The sequence below is a fragment of the Mesorhizobium intechi genome (assembly GCF_002879535.1).
Classification (GTDB): domain Bacteria; phylum Pseudomonadota; class Alphaproteobacteria; order Rhizobiales; family Rhizobiaceae; genus Mesorhizobium; species Mesorhizobium intechi.
The window spans coordinates 81,474-104,301 of record NZ_PNOT02000169.1; the positions used below are offsets into that span (position 1 = coordinate 81,474).

Genomic DNA, 22,828 nt, shown 5'->3' on the forward strand with positions numbered 1-22,828 from the left:
CGGGGAGCGCGCTCGCGTGTAAGCCCCAGACAGATCAAGCGGCCCGACAGCCTCTTGTAGGGGGCATCAGGCGGCCGGGCCTAACCGGCTGTTGGGTGTGTTTTGGTTTGCCGGCTGCCTCACCATGCGCCAGGGCCGACGGAAGCGCATCATTCGAACGAACTGTTCGTCGGGCGGCTTGACGCGCCGACGACGCAAACTTCGCCACTTGGACCCAACCGCTTCGCAGCGCGACGGTTTCTGGTCGCGATTAAGGCCGTAGGCTCCTTCGAATGAACGATCAGCCCGCAATCAAGGAGGGATATCTTGCCTTCTACGGCGACAAGGCCGGAAATTCAGGAGGTCAGGGGGGCAAAACCATGTGCGGCATCGTTGGAATCGTCGGCCATTCGCGGGTTACGCCGCTCATCCTCACCACGCTGAAGCGGCTGGAATATCGCGGCTATGACTCGGCCGGCGTCGCCACCATCGAGCACGGCGAGCTTGCCCGCCGCCGCGCCGAAGGCAAGCTGATCAATCTCGAGCGCCGGCTCAAGGAGGAGCCGCTCGACGGCACGATCGGCATCGGCCACACGCGCTGGGCCACCCATGGCGTGCCCAACGAGACCAATGCGCATCCGCATTTTTCCGATGGCGTCGCCATCGTCCACAACGGCATCATCGAGAATTTTGCCGAGCTGCGCGACGAGCTGGTGCGCGACGGCTATGCCTTCTCCTCGCAGACCGACACCGAGGTCGTCGCGCATCTGGTGGCGCGCGAACTGGCCAGGGGGCTGAAGCCGGTCGAGGCCGCGCACCAGGCGCTGAAGCGGCTGGAAGGCGCCTTTGCGCTGGCCATCATGTTCAAGGGCGACGAAGACCTGATCGTCGGCGCCCGCAACGGTCCGCCGCTGGCCGTCGGCCATGGCGACGGCGAGATGTTCCTGGGCTCGGATGCCATTGCGCTGGCGCCGTTCACCAATTCGATCACCTATCTCGAGGACGGCGACTGGGCGGTGGTGCGCCGCGACAGCGTCGCCATCTTCGACATCGACGGCAACAAGGTCGAGCGCAAGCGCCAGCAGTCGCTGTCGACCTCGTTCATGGTCGACAAGGGCAACCGCCGGCATTTCATGGAAAAGGAAATCCATGAACAGCCCGAGGTGATCTCGCACACGCTGGCGCATTATGTCGACTTCGTCTCCGGCGTCTCGAAGCCGCTCGACCTGCCGTTCGATTTCGCCAGGATCGGCCGGCTGGCGATTTCGGCCTGCGGCACCGCCTACCTCGCCGGCCTGATCGGCAAATACTGGTTCGAGCGCTATGCGCGGCTGCCGGTCGACATCGATGTCGCCTCGGAGTTCCGCTACCGCGAGATGCCTCTGTCGGCCAATGATGCCGCCTTCTTCATCTCGCAGTCGGGCGAGACCGCCGACACGCTGGCCTCGCTGCGTTACTGCCGCAAGGCCGGCATGAAGATAGGCGCCGTCGTCAATGTGCGCGAATCGACCATGGCGCGCGAATCCGACGTGGTGCTGCCGACACTGGCCGGCCCCGAGATCGGCGTCGCCTCGACCAAGGCCTTCACCTGCCAGCTCTCGGTGCTGGCCTCGCTTGCGGTGCGCGCCGGCGTGGCGCGCGGGGTGATTTCGCGGGAGCAGGAAAAGACCCTGGTGCGCGCGCTTTCGGAAGCGCCGCGCTATGCCAACCAGGTGCTCAAGCTCGAAGAGCAGATCGAGCGGATCGCGCGCGAACTGTCACGCTACAAGGATGTGCTCTATCTCGGCCGCGACACCAATTTCCCGCTGGCCATGGAAGGCGCGCTCAAACTCAAGGAAATCTCCTACATCCACGCCGAAGGCTATGCGGCGGGCGAATTGAAGCATGGGCCGATCGCGCTGATCGACGAGAACATGCCGGTCATCGTGATCGCGCCGCATGACCGCATTTTCGAGAAGACCGTGTCCAACATGCAGGAAGTGGCGGCGCGCGGCGGCAAGATCATCCTGATCACCGACGCCAAGGGCGCCGCACAGGTGAGCGTCAAGACGATGGAGACGATCATCCTGCCGGACGTGCCCGAAATCATCTCGCCGATCATCTATGCGCTGCCGATCCAGATGCTGGCCTATTTCGCCGCCGTGTTCATGGGCACCGACGTCGACCAGCCGCGCAACCTGGCAAAATCCGTGACGGTGGAATGACGGCAACGTCAATGGCCCGTCATCCCGTCGAGGGATGATCGACAAGACCCGCAGTCACTATCAATGCATCAATGCTTGCGGGATCGCTCGCGGCATCTCATCGGTTCTTGTTATGCCGCGGTCTGCATGGCCGCTCTGAGCAGCATGCCATAGAGATCGCGCGGTTCGTCTGGATCGGCCAGAAGGTCGAGTTCCTCGTAGAGCCCCGTTGCCTGCAACTGGTCGCGCACATAGCGCAGCGCCGAAAAGTCCTCGATGGCGAAGCCGACGGAATCGAACAGCGTGATCTGCTTGGCGTCCCGGCGGCCCGGAACCTTGGCGGCGATGACTTGCCAGAGCTCGGTCACCGGATGGTCGGGATCAAGCTGTTGGATTTCACCCTCGATGCGTGTCTGCGGCGGGAACTCGACGAAAATGTCGGAGCGCAGCAGGATGTCCCTGTGCAGCTCGGTCTTGCCGGGGCAATCGCCGCCGACGGCGTTGATGTGGACGCCGGCGCCGACCATGTTGTCGGTAAGAATGGTGGCGGATTGCTTGTCGGCGGTGACGGTCGTGATGATCCCCGCACCCTCGACCGCTTCCTGCCCGGTTTCGCAGATGGTGATGTCAAATCCCATGCCAGCCAGGTTCTTGGCGCATTTCAGCGAGGCGGATCGGTCGATGTCGTAGAGCCTGAGCCGGTCGACGCCCGTCAGCGCCTTGAAGGCGATGGCCTGGAATTCCGATTGGGCGCCATTGCCGATGATGGCCATGGTACGTGCACCGCGTGGTGCCAGATGTTTGGCGGCGACGGCGGATGTCGCGGCGGTGCGCAGCGCGGTGAGAATGGTCATTTCGGTCAGCAGCATCGGGTAGCCGCTGCCGACATCGGCAAGCACGCCGAACGCGGTGACCGTCTGCAAGCCCTGGCGCATGTTCTTGGGATGGCCGTTGACATATTTGAAGCCATAGAGCCGCCCGTCGCTCGTCGGCATCAGCTCGATGACGCCGTCATGGCTGTGTGATGCGATGCGAGGCGTCTTGTCGAAAAGCTCCCAGCGGCGGAAATCCTCCTCGATATAGCTGGCGAGCTCGGTCAGGAAGCGCTCGACACCGATGGTGATCACCAGCTTCATCATCCGGTCGACGCTGACGAAGGGGACGATGTTCAGCTTGGCTGTGGTCATGATCAAAAGCTCCCGGAATGGCTGCGGGTCGGGCGATCCATGATGCGGCGGCCCATCAGGCTCGCCGTCAGGTCGACCATAAGCGTCGCGGTTCGGCCACGCTCGTCCAGAAAGGGATTGAGCTCGACCAGGTCGAGGCTGGAGACGAGGCCGCTGTCGGACAGCATCTCCATCACCAGATGCGCCTCGCGGAACGTCGCGCCGCCGGGAACCGTGGTGCCGACAGCCGGCGCAATCGACGGGTCGAGAAAGTCGACGTCGAGACTGACATGCAGCAGCCCGTCTTCGTCAGACACGCGCGCCAGGAAGGCGCGCAGCAGCGGCGCGATGCCATGTTCATCGATGGCGCGCATGTCGTGCACGGTCACGCCCGCCCGGTTGAGCGCGCTGCGCTCGGCCGGGTCGACACTGCGCAGGCCCATGGTGCAGATGCGCTTGGGGTCCACCGCCGCAGGCAGGTCCGGAAAATAGCCGCTGAAACCCGGCTGACCGCTGGCGTAGGCAAGCGGAACACCATGCAGATTGCCGCTGGCGGTGGTGTCCAGCGTGTGGAAATCCGGATGTGCGTCGAGCCACAGCACGAACAGCGGACGCCCCGTCTCGGCGGCGCGGCGGGCCAGGCCCGACACGGTGCCGGCCGAGATCGAATGGTCACCGCCGAGAAAGATCGGCATGGCATCCTCGCTCGCGGTGTAGGCCGCCGTGGCAATGGCGGATGTCCAAGCCGATATTTCGGGCAACGCCTTCAGCGCCAGATTGCCATGCACGACGCGCCTCGCCGGCATTGGCTGAACGGCGCCCATATCTTCGACAGTGTGACCCAGGCTGGACAGCACCCCGGCAAGCCCTGCCGTCCGCAGCGCACTCGGCCCCATTTCGCAGCCCATTCTGCCGGCGCCGTCCTGCACCGGCGCCCCGACTATTCTGCAACGCATTGTTTTTCCCGCGGCCGAAGTTCGAATGGCGAGAGGAGAACATGACGAGCCGGCAATATGAACAGGCAGAATTGGCAATCCGCGAAGCATAATCTATCATAGTGGCGGCGAAATTTATCGAAATGATAACCCCGATGGATGCTTTGGACGAACGGCTCGTGACCTTGCTGCGGCATGACGCCCGGCGCAGCGTGTCGGACCTCGCCGTCGATCTCGGCGTCTCGCGCGCCACGGTTCGGGCACGCATGGAGCGGCTGGAACGGTCGGGCGACATCATCGGCTACACGGTGGTGCTGCGCGCCGACGCCGTCGATCAGCGCGTCCGCGGCATCATGCTCATCGAGATCGAGGGCCATGCCGCCGACCGCGTGGTCCGGGCACTGGGGGGCTTCCCGGAAGTCTCGACCATCCATACCACCAACGGTCGCTGGGATCTGGTGGTCGAGCTCGGGACGGCATCCCTGACCGATTTCGATGCGGTGCTGCGGCGTATCCGATTAATTCCCGGCATAACGGGCAGCGAAACGAGCCTGCTCCTGGCCACGCCGCGCACGACGCGGGCACGACTGACTTAAGCACATCTTCAAGTTCTGGCGGCCGAGGAAGTTCTGCCTGACGAAGCCGAGGGCAGATCGTGCGGATGTCGGTACGGCTGATGTCGGCGAGCTTCTTCGGCCAGATCGCGGCATAAAGGCGCTTGCGTTCAGCGATCGCCTCAGCCTTCGGACCGATACACGGTCCCATTCTTCGCATCTGCTGATCCGTTTCGATCGATGGAGAGCGTCAGCCGAGAAGCTCGGCGGCGACTTCGAGTGTGTTTCGGAGCGACGTCTCGAGATGGTTCTCCATCGCCTGCGCGGCGCCCTCGGCATCGTGGCGCTTTAGCGCGTCGAGAATGGCTTCGTGCTGCTCGATCGTCTGTTCGCCATAGCCGGGTTTGGGAATGGCGAGATAGCGGCCGCGGTCCATCTGCGCCTTGGAGATGTCGACCGCCCGCCAAATCATAGGCAGACCGCAGATCTCCGCAATGGTGCGATGGAAGACGTCGTCGAGCTGGATCGCGGTGGCATAACGGCCGCGCGCTATGGCGAGCTTGTGAGCCGCCATATTGTCCTCCAGCAGTTCGGCGGATGCCGGGGTCAACTTGGCGGCGGCGCGCCTGGCGCTTTCCATCTCGAGCGCCCTGCGGATGACATAGGCCTCTTCCAGGTCGGCGCGGCTGATCGGCGCGACATAGGTGCCGGTCTGTGCCAGGATCTTCACCAGGCCTTCGTCGCTTATGCGCTTCACCGCTTCCCGCACAGGGGTGCGCGAAACGCCGAGCGCCTCGGCGATTGCCACCTCGTTGATGACTTCCCCCGGCTTCAACTGGCCGACGACAATCAGATTGCGGATCTTGTGATAGATTTGATCGCGCAGCGGCAGCGCCCGATTGAGCGTCGAAGGATCCAAGTCCATGGCAAATCCGTATCTTCGTTCGCCTGAGATGGTCAATATGAGAATGTCAAATACAACGCTCCAGGGACAAGGGGTCCAAGGTCTCCCAACAGCTTAGGGGCCTCGGCCGGACGTTTCCGCTCGTGAAGGCTCTGTCCAATGTCAATTTCGCCGCCGGCATCCCAACGCAATAGGTCAGCGCAGACCTCTCACCTTGGTCAGAATATCTTCCGACAGCGCCGAGACGAGCGCCCTGTCGGCGCTCTTGCTGGGGATGAGGACAAACTCCACGTCCTCCAACGGAGGCAGGCGCCGCGATGAGATCTCTTTCAAGCCCGAGGGCGACATGCTTTGCGGTTGCACCAGAACCCCCATGCCGGCGCGGGCGGCGGCGGTCAGGCCGCTCAAGCTGCCGCATGTGCAGACAATACGCCACGGCATGCCATGCCGTTCGAGTACTTCCAGCGCAATACTGCGCGTGACGCTCGGCGCTGGGAAGGCAATCAACGGCAAGGCGGCGAGCGACAGGACGTGTTCCGGATCGCGGGCGAGCCAGACAAGCGGCTCGCGATGGACGAGCTGGCCACGGCTGTCGCCCAGCCGACGCTTTGCCAGAACCAGATCGAGCTCACCATTGTCCTGCATCTGGTAAAGCACGCCGCTCAACGCGACGGTTAGTTCAAGATCGACGGATGGGTGGGACCGGACGAAATCCTCCAGCACCAGCGGCAGCCGGCTCGTCACCAAGTCCTCGGATACGCCAAGCCTCAACGTGCCCCGCAGCCTCTGTGCGGTGAAAAGCGCCTGCACCTGTCCCTCTATCGACAGAAGGGTCCGGGCATGGCCGAGCAGAGCTTCGCCGTCTGGCGTCAGCACCACCTTGTGCGTATCGCGGGCAAGCAACTGCCTGCCAAGCGCGGCCTCCAGCTTGCCGATGTGCTGGCTGACGGTGGATTGCCCGAGCCCCAGCCTCTCGGCCGCGAAGGTAAAGCTTCCCATCTGCTGGACGGTGACGAAGCTGCGGAGTTGGACCAGGTCGAGCATCTGTATCTCAAATTGCGATAACTGTTATTTCTTGTATCCTGTTTCGCAATGCTGGAGAAGATGGCGCTGGACCCCACCGACGAGCGAACATCATGCGCCGCTTTCTGCCGGACATCTTTCTAGTCCTCCTGTTGTGCACCGTCGCGCTTGCGTCGGTCGCACCGGCGACCGGGGTGTTCGCCCAATGGTTCGCGATCGCGACCAACCTTGCCGTGGCGCTACTGTTTTTCCTGCATGGTGCGAGGCTTTCGCGCGATGTCGTTGTCGCCGGCCTGATGCATTGGCGCCTGCACTTGGTGATCCTTCTGACGACCTTTGGCCTGTTCCCGCTGCTGGGTCTGGCGCTTGGCTATCTGCCTGCCTCGATCCTGCCCAAGCCGCTTTACCTCGGCATTCTGTTTCTCTGTGTCCTGCCGTCGACGGTGCAGTCCTCGATCGCCTTCACCTCGATCGCCGGCGGAAACGTCCCCGCGGCCATCTGCTCGGCCTCCGCCTCCAATATCTTCGGCATGTTCCTGACACCGTTGCTCGTCGGCCTGCTCTTCTCCATCGGTGGCCATGGCGGATTTTCGTGGCACGCGGTGAACCAGATCGTGCTGCAGCTGCTCCTGCCTTTTGCACTGGGGCAGCTGCTGGAACCGCGCATCGGCAACTGGATACGCTCCCGCAAGACACTGCTGATGCCTGTCGATCGCGGCTCGATCCTGATGGTCGTCTATCTGGCCTTCAGCACGGCGGTCGCCGAGGGGCTGTGGCACATGTTCTCGCCGCGCGACATTGCAGTGGTCGTCGTCGCCGACATGGTGCTGCTCGGTCTGGTGCTTCTGCTGACGACCTTTGGCAGCCGGCTTGTCGGCTTCGACAGGGCCGACCAGATTACGATCACCTTCTGCGGTTCGAAGAAGAGCCTGGCGAGCGGCGTGCCGATGGCCAATGTGATCTTCGCCGGCCAGGGCGTCGGCGCGATCGTCCTGCCGCTGATGCTCTTCCATCAGATACAGCTCATGGTCTGCGCCATGATCGCCCAGAAATATGCCAAGGCGGCGCACCGGCGCGCCGTACTGCAAACCGAGCCCACGGCGTCGGTGGCTTAGTATTGACGGGCGAAAGTCTCGGCGATCGCGGGGACCGCGGCTTGCCGCCGACGGGGCAACCGTCATCGTCAGCGACATCGACGCCGAAGGTGCCTTTGTCTAAATGCTAAGCGATGAGGGCAAGGGGCAGCCGGAACATATCGCCGATGTGGTTTCGTTCCTGGCCTCCGACGACGCGCGCTGGATCACCGGCCAGACGCTGGATGTCGATGCCGGGATGGTCAGGCGCCAAGTCAGATAGCTGCTGCTCAGCCCGCGTTGCAACCGGCGGCCGTATTATTGCCGCCCGTCACGCCTGTCAGGCTCAGGCTGCAGACCTTGCAATCACGCCGGGTTGCCTCGACCATTGGGCATACCAGCTGTCGAACAGTTTGAGCTGCGCCTCGGCGTAGCCGCGCTGGCTGTCGGTCAGGGCATCCGTGTCGTTGAAGTGCAGCAGGTACTCGGGATTACCCTTCAGCACCATCATGTGCTTGAAATAGAGCACAAGGTCTGGGCCTTCGTCGAAGGAGGACAGTACGGCGAGCGCGGCGTCCAGCTCCAGCGCGCGCTGGCGGGCCTCGACGTCGCCCTTGGCGGCCGCCTGGCTCAAGCCAACGAGGTGCAGCACCTCCTTCGGCAGGACGTTGCCGATGCCGGTGATGGCGCCGGACGCGCCGCAATTGACGAAGCCGTGGAAGACGGCGGTGTCGACGCCGATCATCAGCGCGACCTCATCGTCGCGGCTGGTGATGTTTTCAGCCGCGTAGCGCAGGTCCGACGGGCCGCCGAACTCCTTGAAGCCGACCAGGTTCGGATGTTCGGCCCGCAGGGCGAAGAACAGGTCCGCACGTGTGGCAAAGCCGTAATAGGGGCTGTTGTAGATGACCGCCGGCAGGTCGGGCGCGGCGGCAAGAATCGCCTTGAAGTGATGGCGCTGCGCCGTCACCGAGGGCCCGCGCGACAAAACGCGTGGGATAACCATCAGGCCCCGCGCGTCGACCTTCTGGGCGTGCGCCGCATGCGCCGCGGCCTTGGCGGTGTTGACCGCGCCGGTTCCCACGATCACCGGCACGCCGGCCTTCACCAGGCGCTCGACGCCTTCCATGCGCTGCTCATCGGTCAGGAGCGGCCAGTCACCCATCGAGCCGCAATAGACGACGGCCGACATGCCGGCCGCGATCAACTCGCGTCCCTTGCGCACCAGAGCGTCGAAGTCGGGCTGGCGGTCCTGCGTGCATGGGGTCATCAACGCCGGCATGCAGCCGGAAAAAACATTAGAGGTCATTTCGGATTCTCCTTGAGGCTTGCACGCGGATTGATCAGTTTGTCCCGAAGCGGCACGGCTTGCCAAGCAAAATAGTCGTGGCCGCCAGGGACCAACGCGGGAACAGCAATGCGCAGCAAAACCAGCATTCGTGTCGTCGGCTGCCATGCCGAAGGCGAAGTCGGCGACGTCATCATCGGCGGCGTCCTGCCGCCGGCTGGCCGCACGATGATGGACAAGATGATCACGATGGAGCGCGATCACGACCATATCAGGCGCATGCTCATCTGCGAGCCGCGCGGCAGCGTCGCGCGCCACGTCAACCTGCTCGTTCCCTCGACGCGCGAGGATTGCGCCGCCGGCGCCATCATCATGGAGCCGACGGAATATCCGCCGATGTCCGGATCCAACACGATCTGCGTCGCCACGGTGCTGCTCGAGACCGGCATGGTGCCGATGCAGGAGCCCGAGACGGACTTCAAGCTCGACATGCCGGGTGGCGTCATCGAGGTGCGCGCGCAATGCCGCGACGGCAAATGCGTCTCGATCACCTTGCGCAACGCGCCGGCCTTTGCCGAACGTCTCGACGCCGCCATCGAGGTCGAGGGGTTGGGCACGCTCATCGTCGACATCGCCTATGGCGGCATGTTCTACGCCATCGTCGATGCCAAGGCACTCGGCTTCTCGGTCGCCCCCGACGAGGCGCGCGAACTGGCGGTGGCCGGCGAAAAGATCAGGCGGGCCGCGCGCGAGCAGCTCGATTTCGTGCATCCGGAATTCGACCATGTGCGTGGCGTATCGATCGTCCAGTTCGCCATGCCGTTCCAGGGGCCGGGCAACGTCACGCGCAACACCTGCATCGTCTCGCCGGGACGTTCGGACCGCAGCCCGACCGGAACGGGTACGTCGGCCCGCATGGCCGTGCTGCAGGCGCGCGGCATGATGGGCGTTGGCGACGTGTTGATTCATGAATCGATCATCGGCTCGCGCTTCACGGGCAGGATCGTGGAACTGACGGAAATTGCTGGGCGCAAGGCCATCGTTCCGGAGATCACCGGCAGGGCCTGGATTACCGGCGAGCACAGCTACTATCTCGATCCGACCGATCCTTATCCCGAGGGCTACGTGCTGTCCGATACCTGGGGCACCTCCACCTCGGTGAAGCAGTAGGTCGAAGCCAGCAATTCGCTGGACTGGTGGGTTCCCGCCAAGCCAGAATGGCCTCAACGGCGGCATTCCCGTCATATCGGTACCTGGTGAGATTCACGCATGAACATTGATGGTGTCTGCGATCCGCGCTTTGGTGCCGTGCGCGCGGCGTTTGCCGAGTGTTTCGCCCAAGGGCTGGAACATGGCGGTGGCGTATCCGTCGTCGCCCACGGCAAGACTGTCGTTGACCTTTGGGGCGGTCATGCCGATGCCGCGCGAACCCGCCCGTGGCAGCAGGACACCCTGATCAATGTCTGGTCCTCCACCAAGGGCGTCGTGGCGCTGGCGATCGCCATGTTGGTGGAGCGCGGCAAGCTGGACTATGCCGCACCCATTGCCCGTTACTGGCCGGAATTCGCGGCCGGCGGCAAGGAGCGCATCACGCTTGACCAGGTGATGTCGCACCAGGCGGGGTTGAATGGCCTTGCCGTGCCGATGGACGAGGTGGGCATGTTCGCCTGGACGCCCTTTGTCGACGCGCTTGCGGCCATGCCACCGCTGTGGGAACCCGGCAGCCGCTTGATCTATCACGCGCTTACTTACGGCCATCTTGCTGGCGAGGTGCTGCGACGCGTCGACGGACGAAGCATCGGCCGCTTCATCGGCGAAGAGATCGCGGGCCCGCTCGGGGCCGATTTTCATGTCGGTCTGCCGGACAGTGAGGATTCCAGGGTCGCCGAGATGATCGAAGGCCCCGGTGCCTCGGACTGGGTCGACTTTGTCCGCGCCTCGCCCTTTCCCCACGCAGCCGACAATCCGGCGCCCCGTGCATTGGCCCCCAACGACCGCGTCTGGCGCGCCGCCGAGGTGCCGGGCGGCAATGGCCAGTCGACGGCACGCGCACTGGCGCGTATTTACGGCACGATGGCAGCCGGCGGCGTCTGGGAGGGCCATCCACTGATCGGCCGCGCGGCAATCGAAGCGGCGGCGCATCAGCGTTTTCGCGGCACGGATGAAAGCTTTTCCGCACCCACCGCCTTCGCCGCGGGCTATCAGATGGAAGATCCAGTCTATGCCGGCCGTGCGTCGCCGCAATCCTTCGGCCACACAGGCTGGGGCGGCGCCATCGGTTTTGCCGATCCTGGTGCCGGCGTCGGTTTCGGCTACGTCACCAACCGCATGCTGGGCTTTGACGACATGGACCCGCGCCGCAAGATGTTGATCGACGCCGTATACGCCTCGCTCTGACTGAATGACCGAAGGCCAGCCGCGGTCCGGCAGGACGGAACCGGTGCGCACTCGGTGGAGCGAAAGTGACCCTGGTTCGCGCCGGCGGCTTGCAGCATCGGGTCGTTCGGGATTGTCGGCGTGCCATTCCGATGCAAGGCACACAGCTGCCTCCCTATCCCGTGGCGTATCAACAAAGCTGTGGCTAATCCCTCTCCTACGCCTTCGCGAATATCCGCATCACGTCACCATCTGTAGTAGTCTCGGCCTGAAACCCCGGCTGAGAATCAGCCGGGGCGGCGGGTGGTTGATTGTGGCGACATTCAACGCGCAGGTTCTGGATTTTTTCGACTGGTGGCTCGATGAGCTGCGAGGGGTCTGGGCGCGGCTTGTTCCCAGGAAAGAGCAAGCGTCCGCCGGCGACTGGATCGTCAGCCTGGCGGATGACGGGATTCGTGCGCGCGAGGCCAAGGCGCCGGAGTTCCAATCGATCCCGCTGGCGCTGACGGCGTCCTCCGACGAGATACTGGCGCTGTTGCAAGGCGGGGCCCGGCGCAGGCGGCCAAGCTTCGATATCAGGGTCCAGCCAGGCCTTTTCCTGACCCGCCAGCTCTCGGCGCGGCGCCTGCCGGTTCGGCAGGCACGCGACATGGCCGAACTCGACCTTATGGCTTCGACGCCGATCGACCCGGCGCAGGTGCATGTCGTCTTCGCCGCGACGGCGGAACAGGACAGCGCCTACCATGTCGTCAAGGCCAAGACGCTTGCCGCCGTGCTGGACGCGGTCCACCGGGCCGGCGGGACGGTTCGCTGCCTGTCGCTGTCGCGGCCCGAAACCGAGCTGCGCGCCGATCCGCTGAGCCTCGCCGCCATCTGGCCGGCGACGGCGCGCGACCGGCGCATCAGAACCGCCTGGATTGCCGCCCTTTCGACGCTGGCCGGGGCCGTGCTGGTGACCTTCGCGTATGCGCATTGGCGCGCCTGGCAAGCCGAGGCTGAACTGGATACGCAGATCGCCGATGCGCAGGTGCTGGCCAAGGCGGCGCGCACCTCGCTGCAGAAGCGCCAGGCTGCCATCGAGCGGATCGAAAAGATCCGTCAGGAAAAGAAGACGACGGCGTCGCTGGTGCGTGTCTGGGCCGAGCTGACGCATTTGCTGCCCGATACGGCCTGGCTAACCGATCTCTCCGCCAAGGGCGACGACCTGACCATTTCAGGTTTTTCCACCTCGGCCGCCGAACTGATCCAGCCGATCGACGCCTCGCCACTGTTTTCGGCGCCCGAATTCGCTTCGCCGGTGGTCAAGGTTCCCGGCCAGGACGGCGAGCACTTCACCATTTCGGCCAAGATCGGAGCGCTCTGACGATGCTCTCCGCCATCCTAAACACGAGGCCGACGATCCGCCGCTTGATTGCGCTGGCTATCGCCGCGGTCGCGGCCTGCGTGCTTGCCTGGCTGGTATTCGCGGCGCTCGACAGCGTCGCCTCCGCACAGGCCGGGATCGAGGAAAAGCGCGAGCTTCTCGGCCAGCTGCGGAGCGTGGCCGCCTTGGCAAAGCGCCTCGACAGCGCCGCCGGTCCGGAAGCCGCGGCCAATCCCGAATTTCTGACTGGCGGCAGCGAGGCGATCATCCGCGGCGGGCTACAGACCCGGCTGAACGCGATTGCGGCCGCCAATGGGGTCAGCGTGCTGTCTGCCGGCAATGCACCGGTGCTCAGCGAAGCCGGAGTCGATTTCATCGGGCTGCGGGCCAATCTTTCTGGGCCGCTGGAGGGTATCCATAACGCCATTCTCGCCATCGAGACGTCGCTGCCGGTGCTGTTCATCCGCGAGGCCACCTTGCGCACCACCGATGTCAGGCCGGCGGCGGGACGGACCGGAGACCCCGAGCTTTTCGCCGAGATCCTGTTTTACGGGCCTTTGCAGACGCCGATGGCCCCCGCCGGGGTCAAGCCATGACCGGGAAATTCACAGGCCTGGCGATTGCGGCGGTGATCGCGGCCCTCGCTGTGGTCAATGTCTGGCTTTACGATACCCCTGTCGACATCACGCCCTTCGCTTCCGGCAAGGGGCATGATGGCGGCCTGGTTTCAGTCGCGGGATCGCTGCAATTTCCCGAAACGGGCGATTTCAGCGAGACGTTCCAGCGTCCGCTCTTCACGCCGACACGCCGGAAATTCGTGCCCCCGCCGGTCGCGCCGCCGCCGGTGGAGGTTGCCGTTACCCCCGTCGAGCCGGCGCCAGCGCCACCGCCACCCGACGCCCCGCCGGCGGTTGCACCATCGCTGCTGGGTATCAGCATTCACGGCGGTGCCGCGAAGGCGCTGCTGCGTGTCGCCGGCAGCGAAGCAGCGGTCTGGTATGGCAGTGGCGACACTGTTGGCGGCTGGAGGGTGTCGGCGATCGACAAGGATCAGGCCGTGCTGGAGCGGGATGGCAAGCTGGCGCGCATCCCGCTTTATCCGCCATGGAAGAATGCGCCGCCGCCACCCCCGAGCGAACCGCAACTATGAGCGACCGCGCCCCTCATGTCAGCGCAGGCACCAGCTCGCGGGATGAAAGCGCCCGCAGCGGCTTTTCGCTGGTTGCCGTGCTGGTGTTCATGCTGATCGTCTCGGCCATCGTCGTCCCCTTTGCCGTGACGGCCAAAACACGGTTGATGATCGCCAACAGCGAGGTCGAACAGGAGCGCCTGTCGCTGCTGGGCGAGGGCCTCGGCAATGTGGTCGCGAGCACGTTGACCGGCGCCTCCGGCCGGCAAAAGTTTGCCCTGGATTCCACGCCGGCATCATGCCGTTCGGGAGGGTTCAGTTTCACAGTGCGCGTCCAGGATCATGGCGGGCTGATCGATCTCAACGCCGCGGATGACCGCCTGCTGGAGCTTGGCTTTGCGGCGCTCGGCTTCGAGCAGCAGACATCCGCCGAACTGGCCAAGGCCGCGATCCGCTTTCGCGACAACGCCAAGCCGTTCGCCGACCTGCCGCGGTCGAGAAGCGCCGTCGGACCGCCCGAGGACAAGCAGGCGCCGTTCGAATCCGTGTCCGAATTGCAGGAGTTTTCGGCACTGGCGTCGATACCCCTGCGGACCTTGAATGGCGTTTTCACGGTCAACTCGAAGCGGGGCACGATCAGCATCGACCGCGCGCCGGGCCGTCTTCGCGCGGCTCTTGCCGGTGGCTCCAGCGCTTCGGTCGTTGTAGCGTCGGCCGATGCGTCCGCCTATACGGTCGAAGTGGTGGTGAGGCGGGACGGTACCGGCATCGTCGGCGAGGCCGGGTTCATCATCGAAAAATCCCCGACGGGCGCGGCATTCTCACGCGTCTCCCGGAGCCCGGCCGCCGAAGCCGGCGCGTTGCCACCGGCCGCCGGCACCGCTGACTGCGAAGTGCTTTTCGGCACTGAGGCGGCGCAGATTCTGCGGGCGTGGAGCTCATGAACGCTTCCGCCCAGACCAAGGAGATCGAGGCGTTCCTCGCCTTTCTCCAGGGCGAGAAAGTGCTGAGCGCGCATGCCGCCCAGCGTGCCTTGGGGGCATCGCGGACATCGGGGCATCCCTTCGATACGGTGATGACCGAACTCGGGCTGATCGGCGAGTTGGAGCTAGCCAGCAGCCTCAGCCGCTACCTCGAAGCACCGACGCTGGTCGAGATCCCCGAACAGGTCAGCCCCGAAATGCTGGCAAGCGTGCCGCTGGCCTATCTCAGGGAAAACGCCATCCTGCCGCTGCAGATGGACGCCGAACGGCTGGTCGTCGCCGTGGCTGATCCCTTCTCCTCGGCCACCATCGATGCATTGGCCTTCCACTATGAGCGGACCCTGGCGCTGCGCATCTTGCCAAGGCGCATGATCGCCGAATGCATCGACCGCATCGAGCAATCGGCGCTGGCTGCCGTTTCGAATGGCGGCGGCAGTGGTGAAATCCTGGATTTCGGCCCGGACGACCTCGAGCGGCTGAAGGATTTTGCCCGTGAGGCGCCGATCGTGCGCTTCGTCGCCGAGACCATCCACAAGGCGGTCGACGCGAGAGCCACCGACATTCACATCGAGCCGCTGGAGGACCATGTCCGCATCCGCTTCAGGCATGACGGCATGCTGTCCACCGTCGACACCGCGTCGATCGCGATGCTGTCCGGCATCTCCACCCGTATCAAGATCCTGTCGCGCCTCAACATCGCCGAACGGCGCCTGCCGCAGGACGGCCGCATGCGCATCGCCGTGCGCGGCAGGGATGTCGACCTGCGCGTCTCGGTCATTCCGTCCATTCACGGCGAGGCCATCGTACTGCGCATTCTCGATCGCGCCGGCGTCGAATTGAAGCTGGAGAAGCTTGGCTTCGATGGTGCCGCGCAGGCCAAGATCCGTCACATGTCGCAGGCGGCCAATGGCATCGTGCTGATCACCGGGCCGACCGGCAGTGGCAAGACGACGACGCTCTACTCGATCCTTGCCGAGCGCTCGCGGCCGGACGTCAAGATTTTCACGGTCGAGGATCCGGTCGAGTACCGCATGACCGGCATCACCCAGCTGCAGGTCAATCCGGCGATCGACCTCGACTTTGCCGCCGCGCTGCGCTCAATCCTGCGCCAGGATCCCGACATCATCCTGCTCGGGGAAATCCGCGACCGCGAGACGGCGCAGGTGGCGGTGCAGGCGGCCTTGACCGGCCATCTGGTGTTCTCGACACTGCACACCAACAGTGCCGCAGGCGCGCTGACGCGGCTGCGCGACATGGGCATCGACGGCTATCTGCTCGGCGCGACGATCCGCGGCGTCATCGCGCAGCGGCTGTTGCGGCGTATCTGCCCGACCTGCCGGGGCGCCGAGCAGACCGGTCCGGCCTGCCGCACCTGCAACGGCTCCGGCTACAGCGGCCGTACCGTGACCTATGAAATGCTGCAGGTGTCGCCGCGCATCGCCGGGCTTATCGATGAAGGCGCCGGCGAAATGGAGATCGGCCGCATTGCGGCCGAGGACGACCTCGTGCCGATGTCTGTCCACGCAACCACCCTTGCCCGAGCGCAGGTCACCACGATGGACGAGGTCCGCCGTGTCATTGATCTAGCGGGAGGTGACTGATGCCGGCCTTTGCCTATCGCGCCTACCTGGCCGACGGCTCGACGGAGGCGGGTGTTCTCGATGCGTCGACCAAACAGGACGCCGCCCGAAAATTGGCGCAGCAGGGCCGCCGGTCCTACCATCTTGCGCCGGTGAACAGCGAAAGGCCGCAGCTGCGCCTGCCGGGGCGCAGCGCGCTGACGCTGACCCGCAGGGTCGACCTCAGCCGCTTGTTCTCCGAGCTTTCGGTCCTCCTGAATGCCGGCTTCACGGTCGACCGCGCCCTGGGTGCGGTCATCTCCGGCGAAGCCAACCGGCAACGGCGCCAGCAGCTGCAATCGGTGCTTGACCTGACCACCGGCGGCCGGCCGATCGCCGAAGCCTTTGCTGCCTTGCCGGGCATCACCCCGGACGTTGCCGCCTTGCTTGCCAGCGGCGAGCGCAGCGGCAAGATGGCCTTTATCTGCCAGCGGCTGGCGGACACGTTCGAGGCGACGGCCAAGCGCCGCGCCGCGATCATCGAGGCGCTGGCCTATCCGGCCTTCCTGCTCTTGGTCATGAGCGGCGCGCTGGTTATTCTGGCAACGGTCCTGGTCCCGGCGCTGGAGCCGATCTTCGAGGGCTCCTCCGCCCCCAAGCCGTTCACCATGACCATGCTTTCCGCCTTCGGCACGGTGTTCCGCGATTACCCCTTCGTTTTCCCGCTGGCTGCGGTGCTTGGCCTGCTCTGTTATCTCCTGCTGTCCCGTTCCGCCGGCGCCAGAAGACAGCTTTCGCGATGGCTGTTGAAGATCCCGCTGATCGGCACGCTGGTCAGGGACGCCGTGATCGCGCGTTATCTTGAAACGCTGGCGCTGCTGCTCGGCAATGGCGTGGCGATGACCGAGGCGCTTGGCCTTGCCGCCAATGTTTCCAGGCAGAGTTCGCTGGCGGCAAGCTTTGCATCGATCGAGGACAATGTCGCCAATGGCGCCCGCCTGCACGGCGCGATCGTCAAGGCAGGGATTTTCGATCACGCGACAGTCTCGCTGGTCTCCCTTGGCGAAGAGGCCAACGCCCTTCCCGTGGTGCTGGATCGCGCCGCCAGGATGCTTCAGCTGACGCTGACGCGGCGCATCGACACCGTGCTGAAGCTGTTGACGCCGGCGCTGACGATCTCGCTCGGCTTTCTCGTCGGCAGCCTGGTCATTTCGGTGATGACGACGATCCTCAGCATCAACGATCTGGCGCTGCAATGACCGCCGCTCCCGCAGCCGACACGCAGGCACACGCAACGGCGGGGTTCACCCTGGTCGAGATGCTGGTGGTGCTGGCGATCATGGCGCTTGTCGCCGCCATCGCCGCACCGGGGCTGGTCGGCCACTATCGCACCAAGAGCCTGGAGACGGTGGCCGGCGAGATCACCATGCGGTTGCGCCTGTCGCGCACGTCGGCCATCGCCACCGCCCGGCCGAAGCAGGTCCTTGTCGATCTGGGTAGCCGTCTCATCCGTTTCGGCGAGCGAGACAATCTTGTCTTGCCGGACGATGTCAAAATGACCGTCGTCACCGGCCGGGAGACTGTCGTCGCCGACCGGCAGACGGTGCTGACCTTCCTTCCCGACGGCCGCGCTTCCGGCATGGACATCACGCTGCAGCAAAAAGGCCGGACCGCGCGAATAGGGGTCAACTGGCTGACAGGGCTTCCGACATGGCGGGCCCTGCCGTGACCGCGCCATTGTCCCAACCGTCATCCGAAGATGGATTCTCGATCCTGGAGATGATCGTCGCCATGACGATCCTGGCGCTCGTGCTGGGCATCGCCAGCCAGTCGATCGTGCTGGCCAGCCGCAGCATTGCCGCGGCCAAGCGCCAGGTCGAAGCGGCCAGAACGGTTCGCATGATGCTGGCCGACTATGAGGCCCGGGCACAGACCGCGGCGCAACCCGGCTGGACCCTGAAGACCCGCACGATAGACGTCGCGAAAGCGAAAGTGACCGCCGTTCTCATCGAAAAGCCGGGCGGCGCGTTTCCAGGCGGGCCGTTTCTGACCTTTGTGCCGGCGCAAGGCCCGGTCGCGCCATGAGCTTCTCCCGCGCTCGGACGAAGGCCCGCGCCATCCGCCGCCATATTGCAGGCTCTGCCTGTCTGGGCGTCAATGCGCATCCGGGAGCCTCGGCACCGGTGGCGGGTTTTGCGCTCATCGATGTGTTGGTGGGCCTGGCGCTGATCGGCGTCATCACATCGCTGATGATGGTCTTTCTCGGCCAGGCGCGAACGATGATACGCATCGAAAAGGCTACCGAGTTCCAGATGGAGGTCGACGCCGCATCGCGGTTTCTCGAGACGGCGATAAATCATGCCGAGGCTTTGCCCCTGTCGAAATCGTCGCCGGACCAGGTGCTCTATCTCAGCGGCGACGGTGCCCGGATCGAGTTCAATGCCGTTCAGGCGATCGGTTTCAAATCCACCGCATTGCGCGAGATTGCCGTCTCGCTCGGCGACGGGGGCCAGACGGGGATGGCGCTGGCCATCGTCCAGAAAACGCGGCGCGGCGGCAAACCCGGCGCGGCGGTGTCGGGCGAACGGGTGCGGCTGATCGGCGGCGTGAGTGCCATGAAGTTCGAGTATCTCGACAACGCGCTGGCGCCGCCATCGTGGCTGCCGGGCTGGAATGCGCCGCGACGACTGCCCGCCGCCGTGCGCTTCACCCTTTCGGTGGTACTCGATGGCGCGGCCTATTCATCGCGAGGCTTTGCCCGCCTCGATCTGGCCGGCCCCCCTCGCACGAATTGAGCGCGCTCTGCGGCCGCCGTCAGTTGGTGACGTCCTGATCCTCGCCGGTTCCGTCGGGCTTGCCGTCCTTGCCAAGGCTGCGGATGACCACGCCGCTGGCATCGGCCTTCACTTCGTAGGAGTAGGGCCTGCCCCATGGATCCTTGAGGCCGGTGCTTCCCTTGAGATAAGGCCCGTTCCAGCGCGTTTCACCGGCAGGCTGCGCGACCAGGGCGTTGAGCCCTTCTTCGTCGGTCGGGTATTTCGCATTGTCGACATAGTAGAGTTCGAGCGCGCTTTCGATGTTGCGGATCTGCGCTTTGGCCGCATTGGTCCTGGCCGCGCCGAGATAGCGCAGCACCTGTGGCGCCGCCAGCGTGGCGATCAGGGCGATGATGGCGAGCACGACCAGAAGCTCGACCAGGGTGAAGCCGCCTTCGCGATCATCGCGGTTGCGGCCCATTTTTTCGGATTGAAGCTTTTCGGAGGGTTGAAGAAAGCGCATCATCAGAGCAGTCCCATGTCTAGACCTGCAAATTGCTCCAGCGCCCAGCTTGCGCCGAGGCCGATGGCGATGAACGGACCGAAGGCGACGCGGGCCCGCGCTGCCGCCGGCCCTGTCGCGACCACTTGCCCGCCGACGAACAGCAACGCGCTGGCGCTGGCGATGAACAGCAGCACMGGCAACAGCAGCGGACTGATCCAGCATGAAGCGGCCGCCAGCATCTTGACGTCGCCGAGGCCGAGACCGATCCGGCCGGTCACGAGGAAATGGCCGTGCCGCAGCAGCCAGGCGGCGGCGAAGGTCGCGGCGGCGAAGAGGATCTGCACCGGCACCCCCTCGGCGTCGGCCGCCAGCTGGTAGGAAAGGCCGATGCCGGCGAGCGCCAGGTTGAGACCGTCGGGGATGATCTGGCGGCGGAAATCGGCGATCGAAATGGCGGCGAGCACGGCCGCGAGGGCGATCGTGGCGGCCAGCACGAGAGAGGGGGGCGTGGCCATCGTCAATACGCCAGCCTCTTCAGATCCTGCTGCAGCTTGGTGCCGCCGCGCCGCTTCTGGATCGGCGTCTGCAGGCTGATCTTGCCGCGGAATTCGTCCGTCACCTCGCGGGCCTCATTGATGTCGCGAACGACATGCGGCCGGATGAAGATGATCAATTCGGTCCGCCTGATGGTGTCGTCCTTTTGCTTGAACGCATTGCCGAAAATCGGGATGTCGCCGAGGATCGGCACCTGGCTGCGGTCGACACTGTTGTTCTGCTGGATGAGGCCGCCCAGCGCCAGGCTCTCGCCGTCATTGACCAGCACGCGCGTCTGGATCTTGCGCTGCTGGATGGTTGGCGAGTCGATATCGGAACTGTCGGTCTTGGTGACGTTGCTGACCTCCTGCTGGATGTCGAGCATGACCCTGCCGGCATTGTTGATGCGCGGCGTCACCGTCAGGATGACGCCGGTATCCTTCATCTGGACCGAGTTGATGATCGGCGCGCTGCCATTGCCGGTGTCCTGCGATTGCTGGGTCAGGATCGGCACCTGGTCGCCGACCTGCAGGATCGCCTTCTGGTTGTTGAGCGCCATGATGGTGGGCGCCGAAATGACATTGACGTCGGTGATCTTGGAAAGCGCGCTGAGCGTCACCTGGATATTGTCGGTTGCATAGCTCCAGTTGAAGCCGGGCAGGGTGGCCGCCGCGGCTGCCTTGGCCACGTCGGTCACGGACACCTTGGTGCCGCCATTCTCGAAGAACCAGCGCAGGCCGTATTTCAGGTCGTCGTTGAGCGTGACCTCGGCGATCACCGCTTCCAGCATGACTTGCGTAGGCAGCACGTCCACCTTGGTCAGGATCTGCTCGATGCGCTGGTAGTCGCGCGCCGTGGTCTGGATCAGCAGCGCATTGTTCTCGACATCGGCGACGACGGTGGCATGGGCGGGCGACTGATTGTCCTGCTGCGGCAGCGAAGGCGAGGGCCCGGTCAGCGGCGCCGGCGTGACGCCGTCCGACTGCATGGCGATCGGCGTCTGGTCGGGCGAGACGTTCGAGCCGCCCGATTGGCCTTCGGTCTTCACCGTGGTGCCGAGAACCGAGCTCAGCACCGATGCCAGTTCCTTGGCCGGCCGGTTCTGGATCTGATAGACGAAAAGCTGGCTTTCATTGGTCTCGGCCAGCCTGTCGAGCTTGTTGATCCAGGTTGCGGCGCGCGCCAGATAGGCCGGGCGCGAGGTGATCACCAGCACCGAATTCAGCCGGTCGTTGGGGATGAACTGGATGAGCTTGGCGCCAGGCCCTTCCTTGGTGCCGAAGATCGAATCGAGTTCGGCGGCGACCGCTTCCGGCTTGGAGGTTTTCAAGGGATGCAGCGCCACCGACATGCCGCGCATCCAGTCGACATCGAACACCGAAACCGCTTCCCGGATCGCATTGAGGTCGCTGTCGCTGCCGGCGACGGTGATGATGTTGCGGGTGGAATCGACGCGCAGCACCGAGCCCTGGCGGGTGATCGGTTCCAGAATGGTCTTCATCTCGTCGGCGGCGATGAACTGCAGCTGCAGCACCTGCACCTTGACGCCGGGGCCGGACGGCGAGGTCGATGGCACGCTGACCGGCGGCGTCGAGGCCATGATCTCCGACAGCGGCACGATCTGGTAGGTGCCGCCGCGGCTGGTGATGCCGGCGGCGTTCACCGCCAACGCCGATTGCAGGATATCGACCAGCGCATCCTGCGAAACCGGCTGCGATGTCTGCAGCGTCACCGTGCCCTGCACCCGCGGGTCGACGATGTAGTTGAGGTGCAGCGCATCGCCCAGCACCGCCTTGGCCGCGTCGGCGATCGGCGCGTTGACCAGGTTGAGCTCGAACTTGCCGGAGCCGTCGCCCGTCACCTTGGTGACCGGGGCGCCCGACGAGACGAACTGGCCGGTGCCCTGATACTGCGCGCCGTTGAAGCGCTGTGCCGCGCCCGATGCCGAGGTGACGGCGGCAGGCCCGGAATAGCCCGCCCGCAGGGGCGAAGTCTTGGCGTGCAGGCTGTCGATGGTCTCGGTGAAGAAGTCCTTGCCCGGCGCGGAGGTGCAGCCGGCAACAGCCAGCAGCGTGAACAACACGACGCAATGACTCGGCTTGCTCGACATCCACCCGATTCCCCAAGAGCTTCAGTCTAGGGCTTCTTGCAAGCCGATGTCGGGAATGATGGCGGTGTTTGGGGTCTATCCACAGGGTAGGTGAGAGATGGCTGGCACCAGGACACGAACGCCTGCGATCTGAGTATTGATGGGGGGTCTTGCGCTTCAACAAAGCAGTGCCCATGAGCGGTGAAGCGGACATAGCAAAAAGTACACTGTCACCGTAGTTCGGCTGTAATTATCGCAATTTTGGGCCATCAACAATAGTATTCTCAATATTTTTCACGTATAATCTTATAGCTGAAACTAATTTCCTATATTCGAATTGATTTGCCACATACGTCCCGACGTCCTCCAATTCATTTTCATACTCCTTAAAGAATTTAATAATATAACTTTCATCACTCATTCTTTCTA

22 protein-coding genes and 1 pseudogene are annotated in these 22,828 nt (G+C 64.4%); 15 read left to right on the plus strand and 8 right to left on the minus strand.

What is annotated here, in order from left to right; translation table 11 throughout:
* The first annotated feature begins 359 nt into the window (after nt 1-359).
* A complete protein-coding gene (glmS, locus tag C1D09_RS14485) occupies nt 360-2,183 on the plus strand; it encodes a glutamine--fructose-6-phosphate transaminase (isomerizing) (protein WP_143974986.1) in 1,824 nt (607 codons plus the stop codon).
* A gap of 110 nt (nt 2,184-2,293) precedes the next feature.
* Here the strand turns inward: glmS and C1D09_RS14490 are convergent, their stop codons facing one another.
* The gene (locus C1D09_RS14490; RefSeq protein WP_143974959.1) at nt 2,294-3,349 is read right to left on the minus strand and encodes an ornithine cyclodeaminase; all 1,056 of its coding nucleotides are present in this window, start codon (nt 3,347-3,349) and stop codon (nt 2,294-2,296) included.
* A gap of 2 nt (nt 3,350-3,351) precedes the next feature.
* A complete protein-coding gene (gene rocF, locus C1D09_RS14495; protein WP_143974960.1) occupies nt 3,352-4,284 on the minus strand; it encodes an arginase in 933 nt (310 codons plus the stop codon).
* Nucleotides 4,285-4,418: 134 nt separating this feature from the next.
* Between rocF and C1D09_RS14500 the strand changes: the two genes are divergently transcribed.
* Nucleotides 4,419-4,859 carry an Lrp/AsnC family transcriptional regulator gene (locus C1D09_RS14500; protein WP_143974961.1) on the plus strand — a complete coding sequence of 147 codons (441 nt, stop codon included), beginning with the start codon at nt 4,419-4,421 and terminating at the stop codon, nt 4,857-4,859.
* Nucleotides 4,860-5,067: 208 nt separating this feature from the next.
* Here C1D09_RS14500 and C1D09_RS14505 read toward each other — a convergent pair whose 3' ends face one another.
* Both C1D09_RS14505 and C1D09_RS14510 read right to left on the minus strand, forming a co-directional pair.
* On the minus strand, nt 5,068-5,742 hold the full coding sequence (locus tag C1D09_RS14505) for a GntR family transcriptional regulator (protein ID WP_143974962.1): 675 nt from the start codon (nt 5,740-5,742) through the stop codon (nt 5,068-5,070).
* A 174-nt stretch (nt 5,743-5,916) separates the two neighbouring features.
* Entirely contained in the window at nt 5,917-6,765 is an 849-nt protein-coding gene (locus C1D09_RS14510; protein ID WP_143974963.1) for a LysR substrate-binding domain-containing protein, read from the minus strand.
* A 92-nt stretch (nt 6,766-6,857) separates the two neighbouring features.
* On the opposite strand from C1D09_RS14510, the gene C1D09_RS14515 reads away from it, so the two are divergent.
* Entirely contained in the window at nt 6,858-7,859 is a 1,002-nt protein-coding gene (locus C1D09_RS14515; protein ID WP_143974964.1) for a bile acid:sodium symporter family protein, read from the plus strand.
* A 115-nt stretch (nt 7,860-7,974) separates the two neighbouring features.
* Nucleotides 7,975-8,100 (plus strand): annotated as a pseudogene (locus tag C1D09_RS14520) (SDR family oxidoreductase); the annotation flags it as partial.
* Between the two features lie 63 nt (nt 8,101-8,163).
* Here C1D09_RS14520 and C1D09_RS14525 read toward each other — a convergent pair.
* Complete coding sequence (locus tag C1D09_RS14525; protein WP_143974965.1) at nt 8,164-9,126, minus strand: dihydrodipicolinate synthase family protein; 963 nt, start codon at nt 9,124-9,126, stop codon at nt 8,164-8,166.
* Nucleotides 9,127-9,234: 108 nt separating this feature from the next.
* On the opposite strand from C1D09_RS14525, the gene C1D09_RS14530 reads away from it, so the two are divergent.
* From C1D09_RS14530 to C1D09_RS14580, 11 genes are all read left to right on the plus strand, one after another.
* Nucleotides 9,235-10,275 (plus strand): proline racemase family protein, encoded by a 1,041-nt coding sequence (locus tag C1D09_RS14530; RefSeq protein WP_143974966.1) that lies wholly within the window; start codon nt 9,235-9,237, stop codon nt 10,273-10,275.
* Nucleotides 10,276-10,374: 99 nt separating this feature from the next.
* Entirely contained in the window at nt 10,375-11,502 is a 1,128-nt protein-coding gene (locus C1D09_RS14535; RefSeq protein ID WP_143974967.1) for a serine hydrolase domain-containing protein, read from the plus strand.
* Nucleotides 11,503-11,794: 292 nt separating this feature from the next.
* The gene (locus C1D09_RS14540; RefSeq protein WP_143974968.1) at nt 11,795-12,844 is read left to right on the plus strand and encodes a PilN domain-containing protein; all 1,050 of its coding nucleotides are present in this window, start codon (nt 11,795-11,797) and stop codon (nt 12,842-12,844) included.
* Between the two features lie 2 nt (nt 12,845-12,846).
* Nucleotides 12,847-13,440, plus strand: coding sequence for a type II secretion system protein GspM (gspM, locus tag C1D09_RS14545; RefSeq protein WP_143974969.1), 594 nt, complete (start codon nt 12,847-12,849; stop codon nt 13,438-13,440).
* The gene (locus C1D09_RS14550; protein ID WP_143974970.1) at nt 13,437-13,994 is read left to right on the plus strand and encodes a hypothetical protein; all 558 of its coding nucleotides are present in this window, start codon (nt 13,437-13,439) and stop codon (nt 13,992-13,994) included. The genes gspM and C1D09_RS14550 overlap by 4 nt, the downstream gene beginning before the upstream one ends.
* Nucleotides 13,991-14,917, plus strand: a complete 927-nt coding sequence (locus tag C1D09_RS14555; protein ID WP_143974971.1) for a general secretion pathway protein GspK — start codon at nt 13,991-13,993, stop codon at nt 14,915-14,917. The genes C1D09_RS14550 and C1D09_RS14555 overlap by 4 nt, the downstream gene beginning before the upstream one ends.
* Nucleotides 14,914-16,557, plus strand: a complete 1,644-nt coding sequence (locus C1D09_RS14560) for a GspE/PulE family protein (protein WP_143974972.1) — start codon at nt 14,914-14,916, stop codon at nt 16,555-16,557. Before C1D09_RS14555 ends, C1D09_RS14560 begins: the two co-directional genes overlap by 4 nt.
* Nucleotides 16,557-17,774: a type II secretion system F family protein gene (locus C1D09_RS14565; RefSeq protein WP_143974973.1), complete on the plus strand. Its 1,218-nt coding sequence runs from the start codon at nt 16,557-16,559 to the stop codon at nt 17,772-17,774. The genes C1D09_RS14560 and C1D09_RS14565 overlap by 1 nt, the downstream gene beginning before the upstream one ends.
* Nucleotides 17,771-18,244 carry a GspH/FimT family pseudopilin gene (locus C1D09_RS14570; protein ID WP_143974974.1) on the plus strand — a complete coding sequence of 158 codons (474 nt, stop codon included), beginning with the start codon at nt 17,771-17,773 and terminating at the stop codon, nt 18,242-18,244. Before C1D09_RS14565 ends, C1D09_RS14570 begins: the two co-directional genes overlap by 4 nt.
* Nucleotides 18,226-18,600 (plus strand): PulJ/GspJ family protein, encoded by a 375-nt coding sequence (locus tag C1D09_RS14575; RefSeq protein WP_167514610.1) that lies wholly within the window; start codon nt 18,226-18,228, stop codon nt 18,598-18,600. Before C1D09_RS14570 ends, C1D09_RS14575 begins: the two co-directional genes overlap by 19 nt.
* Nucleotides 18,597-19,310, plus strand: coding sequence for a general secretion pathway protein GspJ (locus C1D09_RS14580; RefSeq protein WP_143974975.1), 714 nt, complete (start codon nt 18,597-18,599; stop codon nt 19,308-19,310). The genes C1D09_RS14575 and C1D09_RS14580 overlap by 4 nt, the downstream gene beginning before the upstream one ends.
* 19 nt (nt 19,311-19,329) lie before the next feature.
* On the opposite strand, the gene gspG is transcribed toward C1D09_RS14580, so the two are convergent.
* From gspG to gspD, 3 genes are read right to left on the minus strand one after another with little or no spacing between them, the layout of a single operon-like run.
* Nucleotides 19,330-19,797: a type II secretion system major pseudopilin GspG gene (gspG, locus tag C1D09_RS14585; RefSeq protein ID WP_246135751.1), complete on the minus strand. Its 468-nt coding sequence runs from the start codon at nt 19,795-19,797 to the stop codon at nt 19,330-19,332.
* On the minus strand, nt 19,797-20,291 hold the full coding sequence (locus tag C1D09_RS14590) for a prepilin peptidase (RefSeq protein ID WP_143974977.1): 495 nt from the start codon (nt 20,289-20,291) through the stop codon (nt 19,797-19,799). The genes gspG and C1D09_RS14590 overlap by 1 nt, the downstream gene beginning before the upstream one ends.
* A gap of 2 nt (nt 20,292-20,293) precedes the next feature.
* The gene (gspD, locus tag C1D09_RS14595) at nt 20,294-22,420 is read right to left on the minus strand and encodes a type II secretion system secretin GspD (RefSeq protein ID WP_143974978.1); all 2,127 of its coding nucleotides are present in this window, start codon (nt 22,418-22,420) and stop codon (nt 20,294-20,296) included.
* Nucleotides 22,421-22,828: the final 408 nt, after the last annotated feature.

Excerpts from the sequence above, each read along its gene's own strand:
- glmS (WP_143974986.1), top strand. The coding sequence starts at position 360 with ATGTGCGGCATCGTTGGAATCGTCGGCCATTCGCGGGTTACGCCGCTC.
- C1D09_RS14490 (WP_143974959.1), bottom strand. The coding sequence starts at position 3,349 with ATGACCACAGCCAAGCTGAACATCGTCCCCTTCGTCAGCGTCGACCGG.
- rocF (WP_143974960.1), bottom strand. The coding sequence starts at position 4,284 with ATGCGTTGCAGAATAGTCGGGGCGCCGGTGCAGGACGGCGCCGGCAGA.
- C1D09_RS14500 (WP_143974961.1), top strand. The coding sequence starts at position 4,419 with ATGGATGCTTTGGACGAACGGCTCGTGACCTTGCTGCGGCATGACGCC.
- C1D09_RS14505 (WP_143974962.1), bottom strand. The coding sequence starts at position 5,742 with ATGGACTTGGATCCTTCGACGCTCAATCGGGCGCTGCCGCTGCGCGAT.
- C1D09_RS14510 (WP_143974963.1), bottom strand. The coding sequence starts at position 6,765 with ATGCTCGACCTGGTCCAACTCCGCAGCTTCGTCACCGTCCAGCAGATG.
- C1D09_RS14515 (WP_143974964.1), top strand. The coding sequence starts at position 6,858 with ATGCGCCGCTTTCTGCCGGACATCTTTCTAGTCCTCCTGTTGTGCACC.
- C1D09_RS14525 (WP_143974965.1), bottom strand. The coding sequence starts at position 9,126 with ATGACCTCTAATGTTTTTTCCGGCTGCATGCCGGCGTTGATGACCCCA.
- C1D09_RS14530 (WP_143974966.1), top strand. The coding sequence starts at position 9,235 with ATGCGCAGCAAAACCAGCATTCGTGTCGTCGGCTGCCATGCCGAAGGC.
- C1D09_RS14535 (WP_143974967.1), top strand. The coding sequence starts at position 10,375 with ATGAACATTGATGGTGTCTGCGATCCGCGCTTTGGTGCCGTGCGCGCG.
- gspM (WP_143974969.1), top strand. The coding sequence starts at position 12,847 with ATGCTCTCCGCCATCCTAAACACGAGGCCGACGATCCGCCGCTTGATT.
- C1D09_RS14550 (WP_143974970.1), top strand. The coding sequence starts at position 13,437 with ATGACCGGGAAATTCACAGGCCTGGCGATTGCGGCGGTGATCGCGGCC.
- C1D09_RS14555 (WP_143974971.1), top strand. The coding sequence starts at position 13,991 with ATGAGCGACCGCGCCCCTCATGTCAGCGCAGGCACCAGCTCGCGGGAT.
- C1D09_RS14560 (WP_143974972.1), top strand. The coding sequence starts at position 14,914 with ATGAACGCTTCCGCCCAGACCAAGGAGATCGAGGCGTTCCTCGCCTTT.
- C1D09_RS14565 (WP_143974973.1), top strand. The coding sequence starts at position 16,557 with ATGCCGGCCTTTGCCTATCGCGCCTACCTGGCCGACGGCTCGACGGAG.
- C1D09_RS14570 (WP_143974974.1), top strand. The coding sequence starts at position 17,771 with ATGACCGCCGCTCCCGCAGCCGACACGCAGGCACACGCAACGGCGGGG.
- C1D09_RS14575 (WP_167514610.1), top strand. The coding sequence starts at position 18,226 with ATGGCGGGCCCTGCCGTGACCGCGCCATTGTCCCAACCGTCATCCGAA.
- C1D09_RS14580 (WP_143974975.1), top strand. The coding sequence starts at position 18,597 with ATGAGCTTCTCCCGCGCTCGGACGAAGGCCCGCGCCATCCGCCGCCAT.
- gspG (WP_246135751.1), bottom strand. The coding sequence starts at position 19,797 with ATGATGCGCTTTCTTCAACCCTCCGAAAAGCTTCAATCCGAAAAAATG.
- gspD (WP_143974978.1), bottom strand. The coding sequence starts at position 22,420 with ATGTCGAGCAAGCCGAGTCATTGCGTCGTGTTGTTCACGCTGCTGGCT.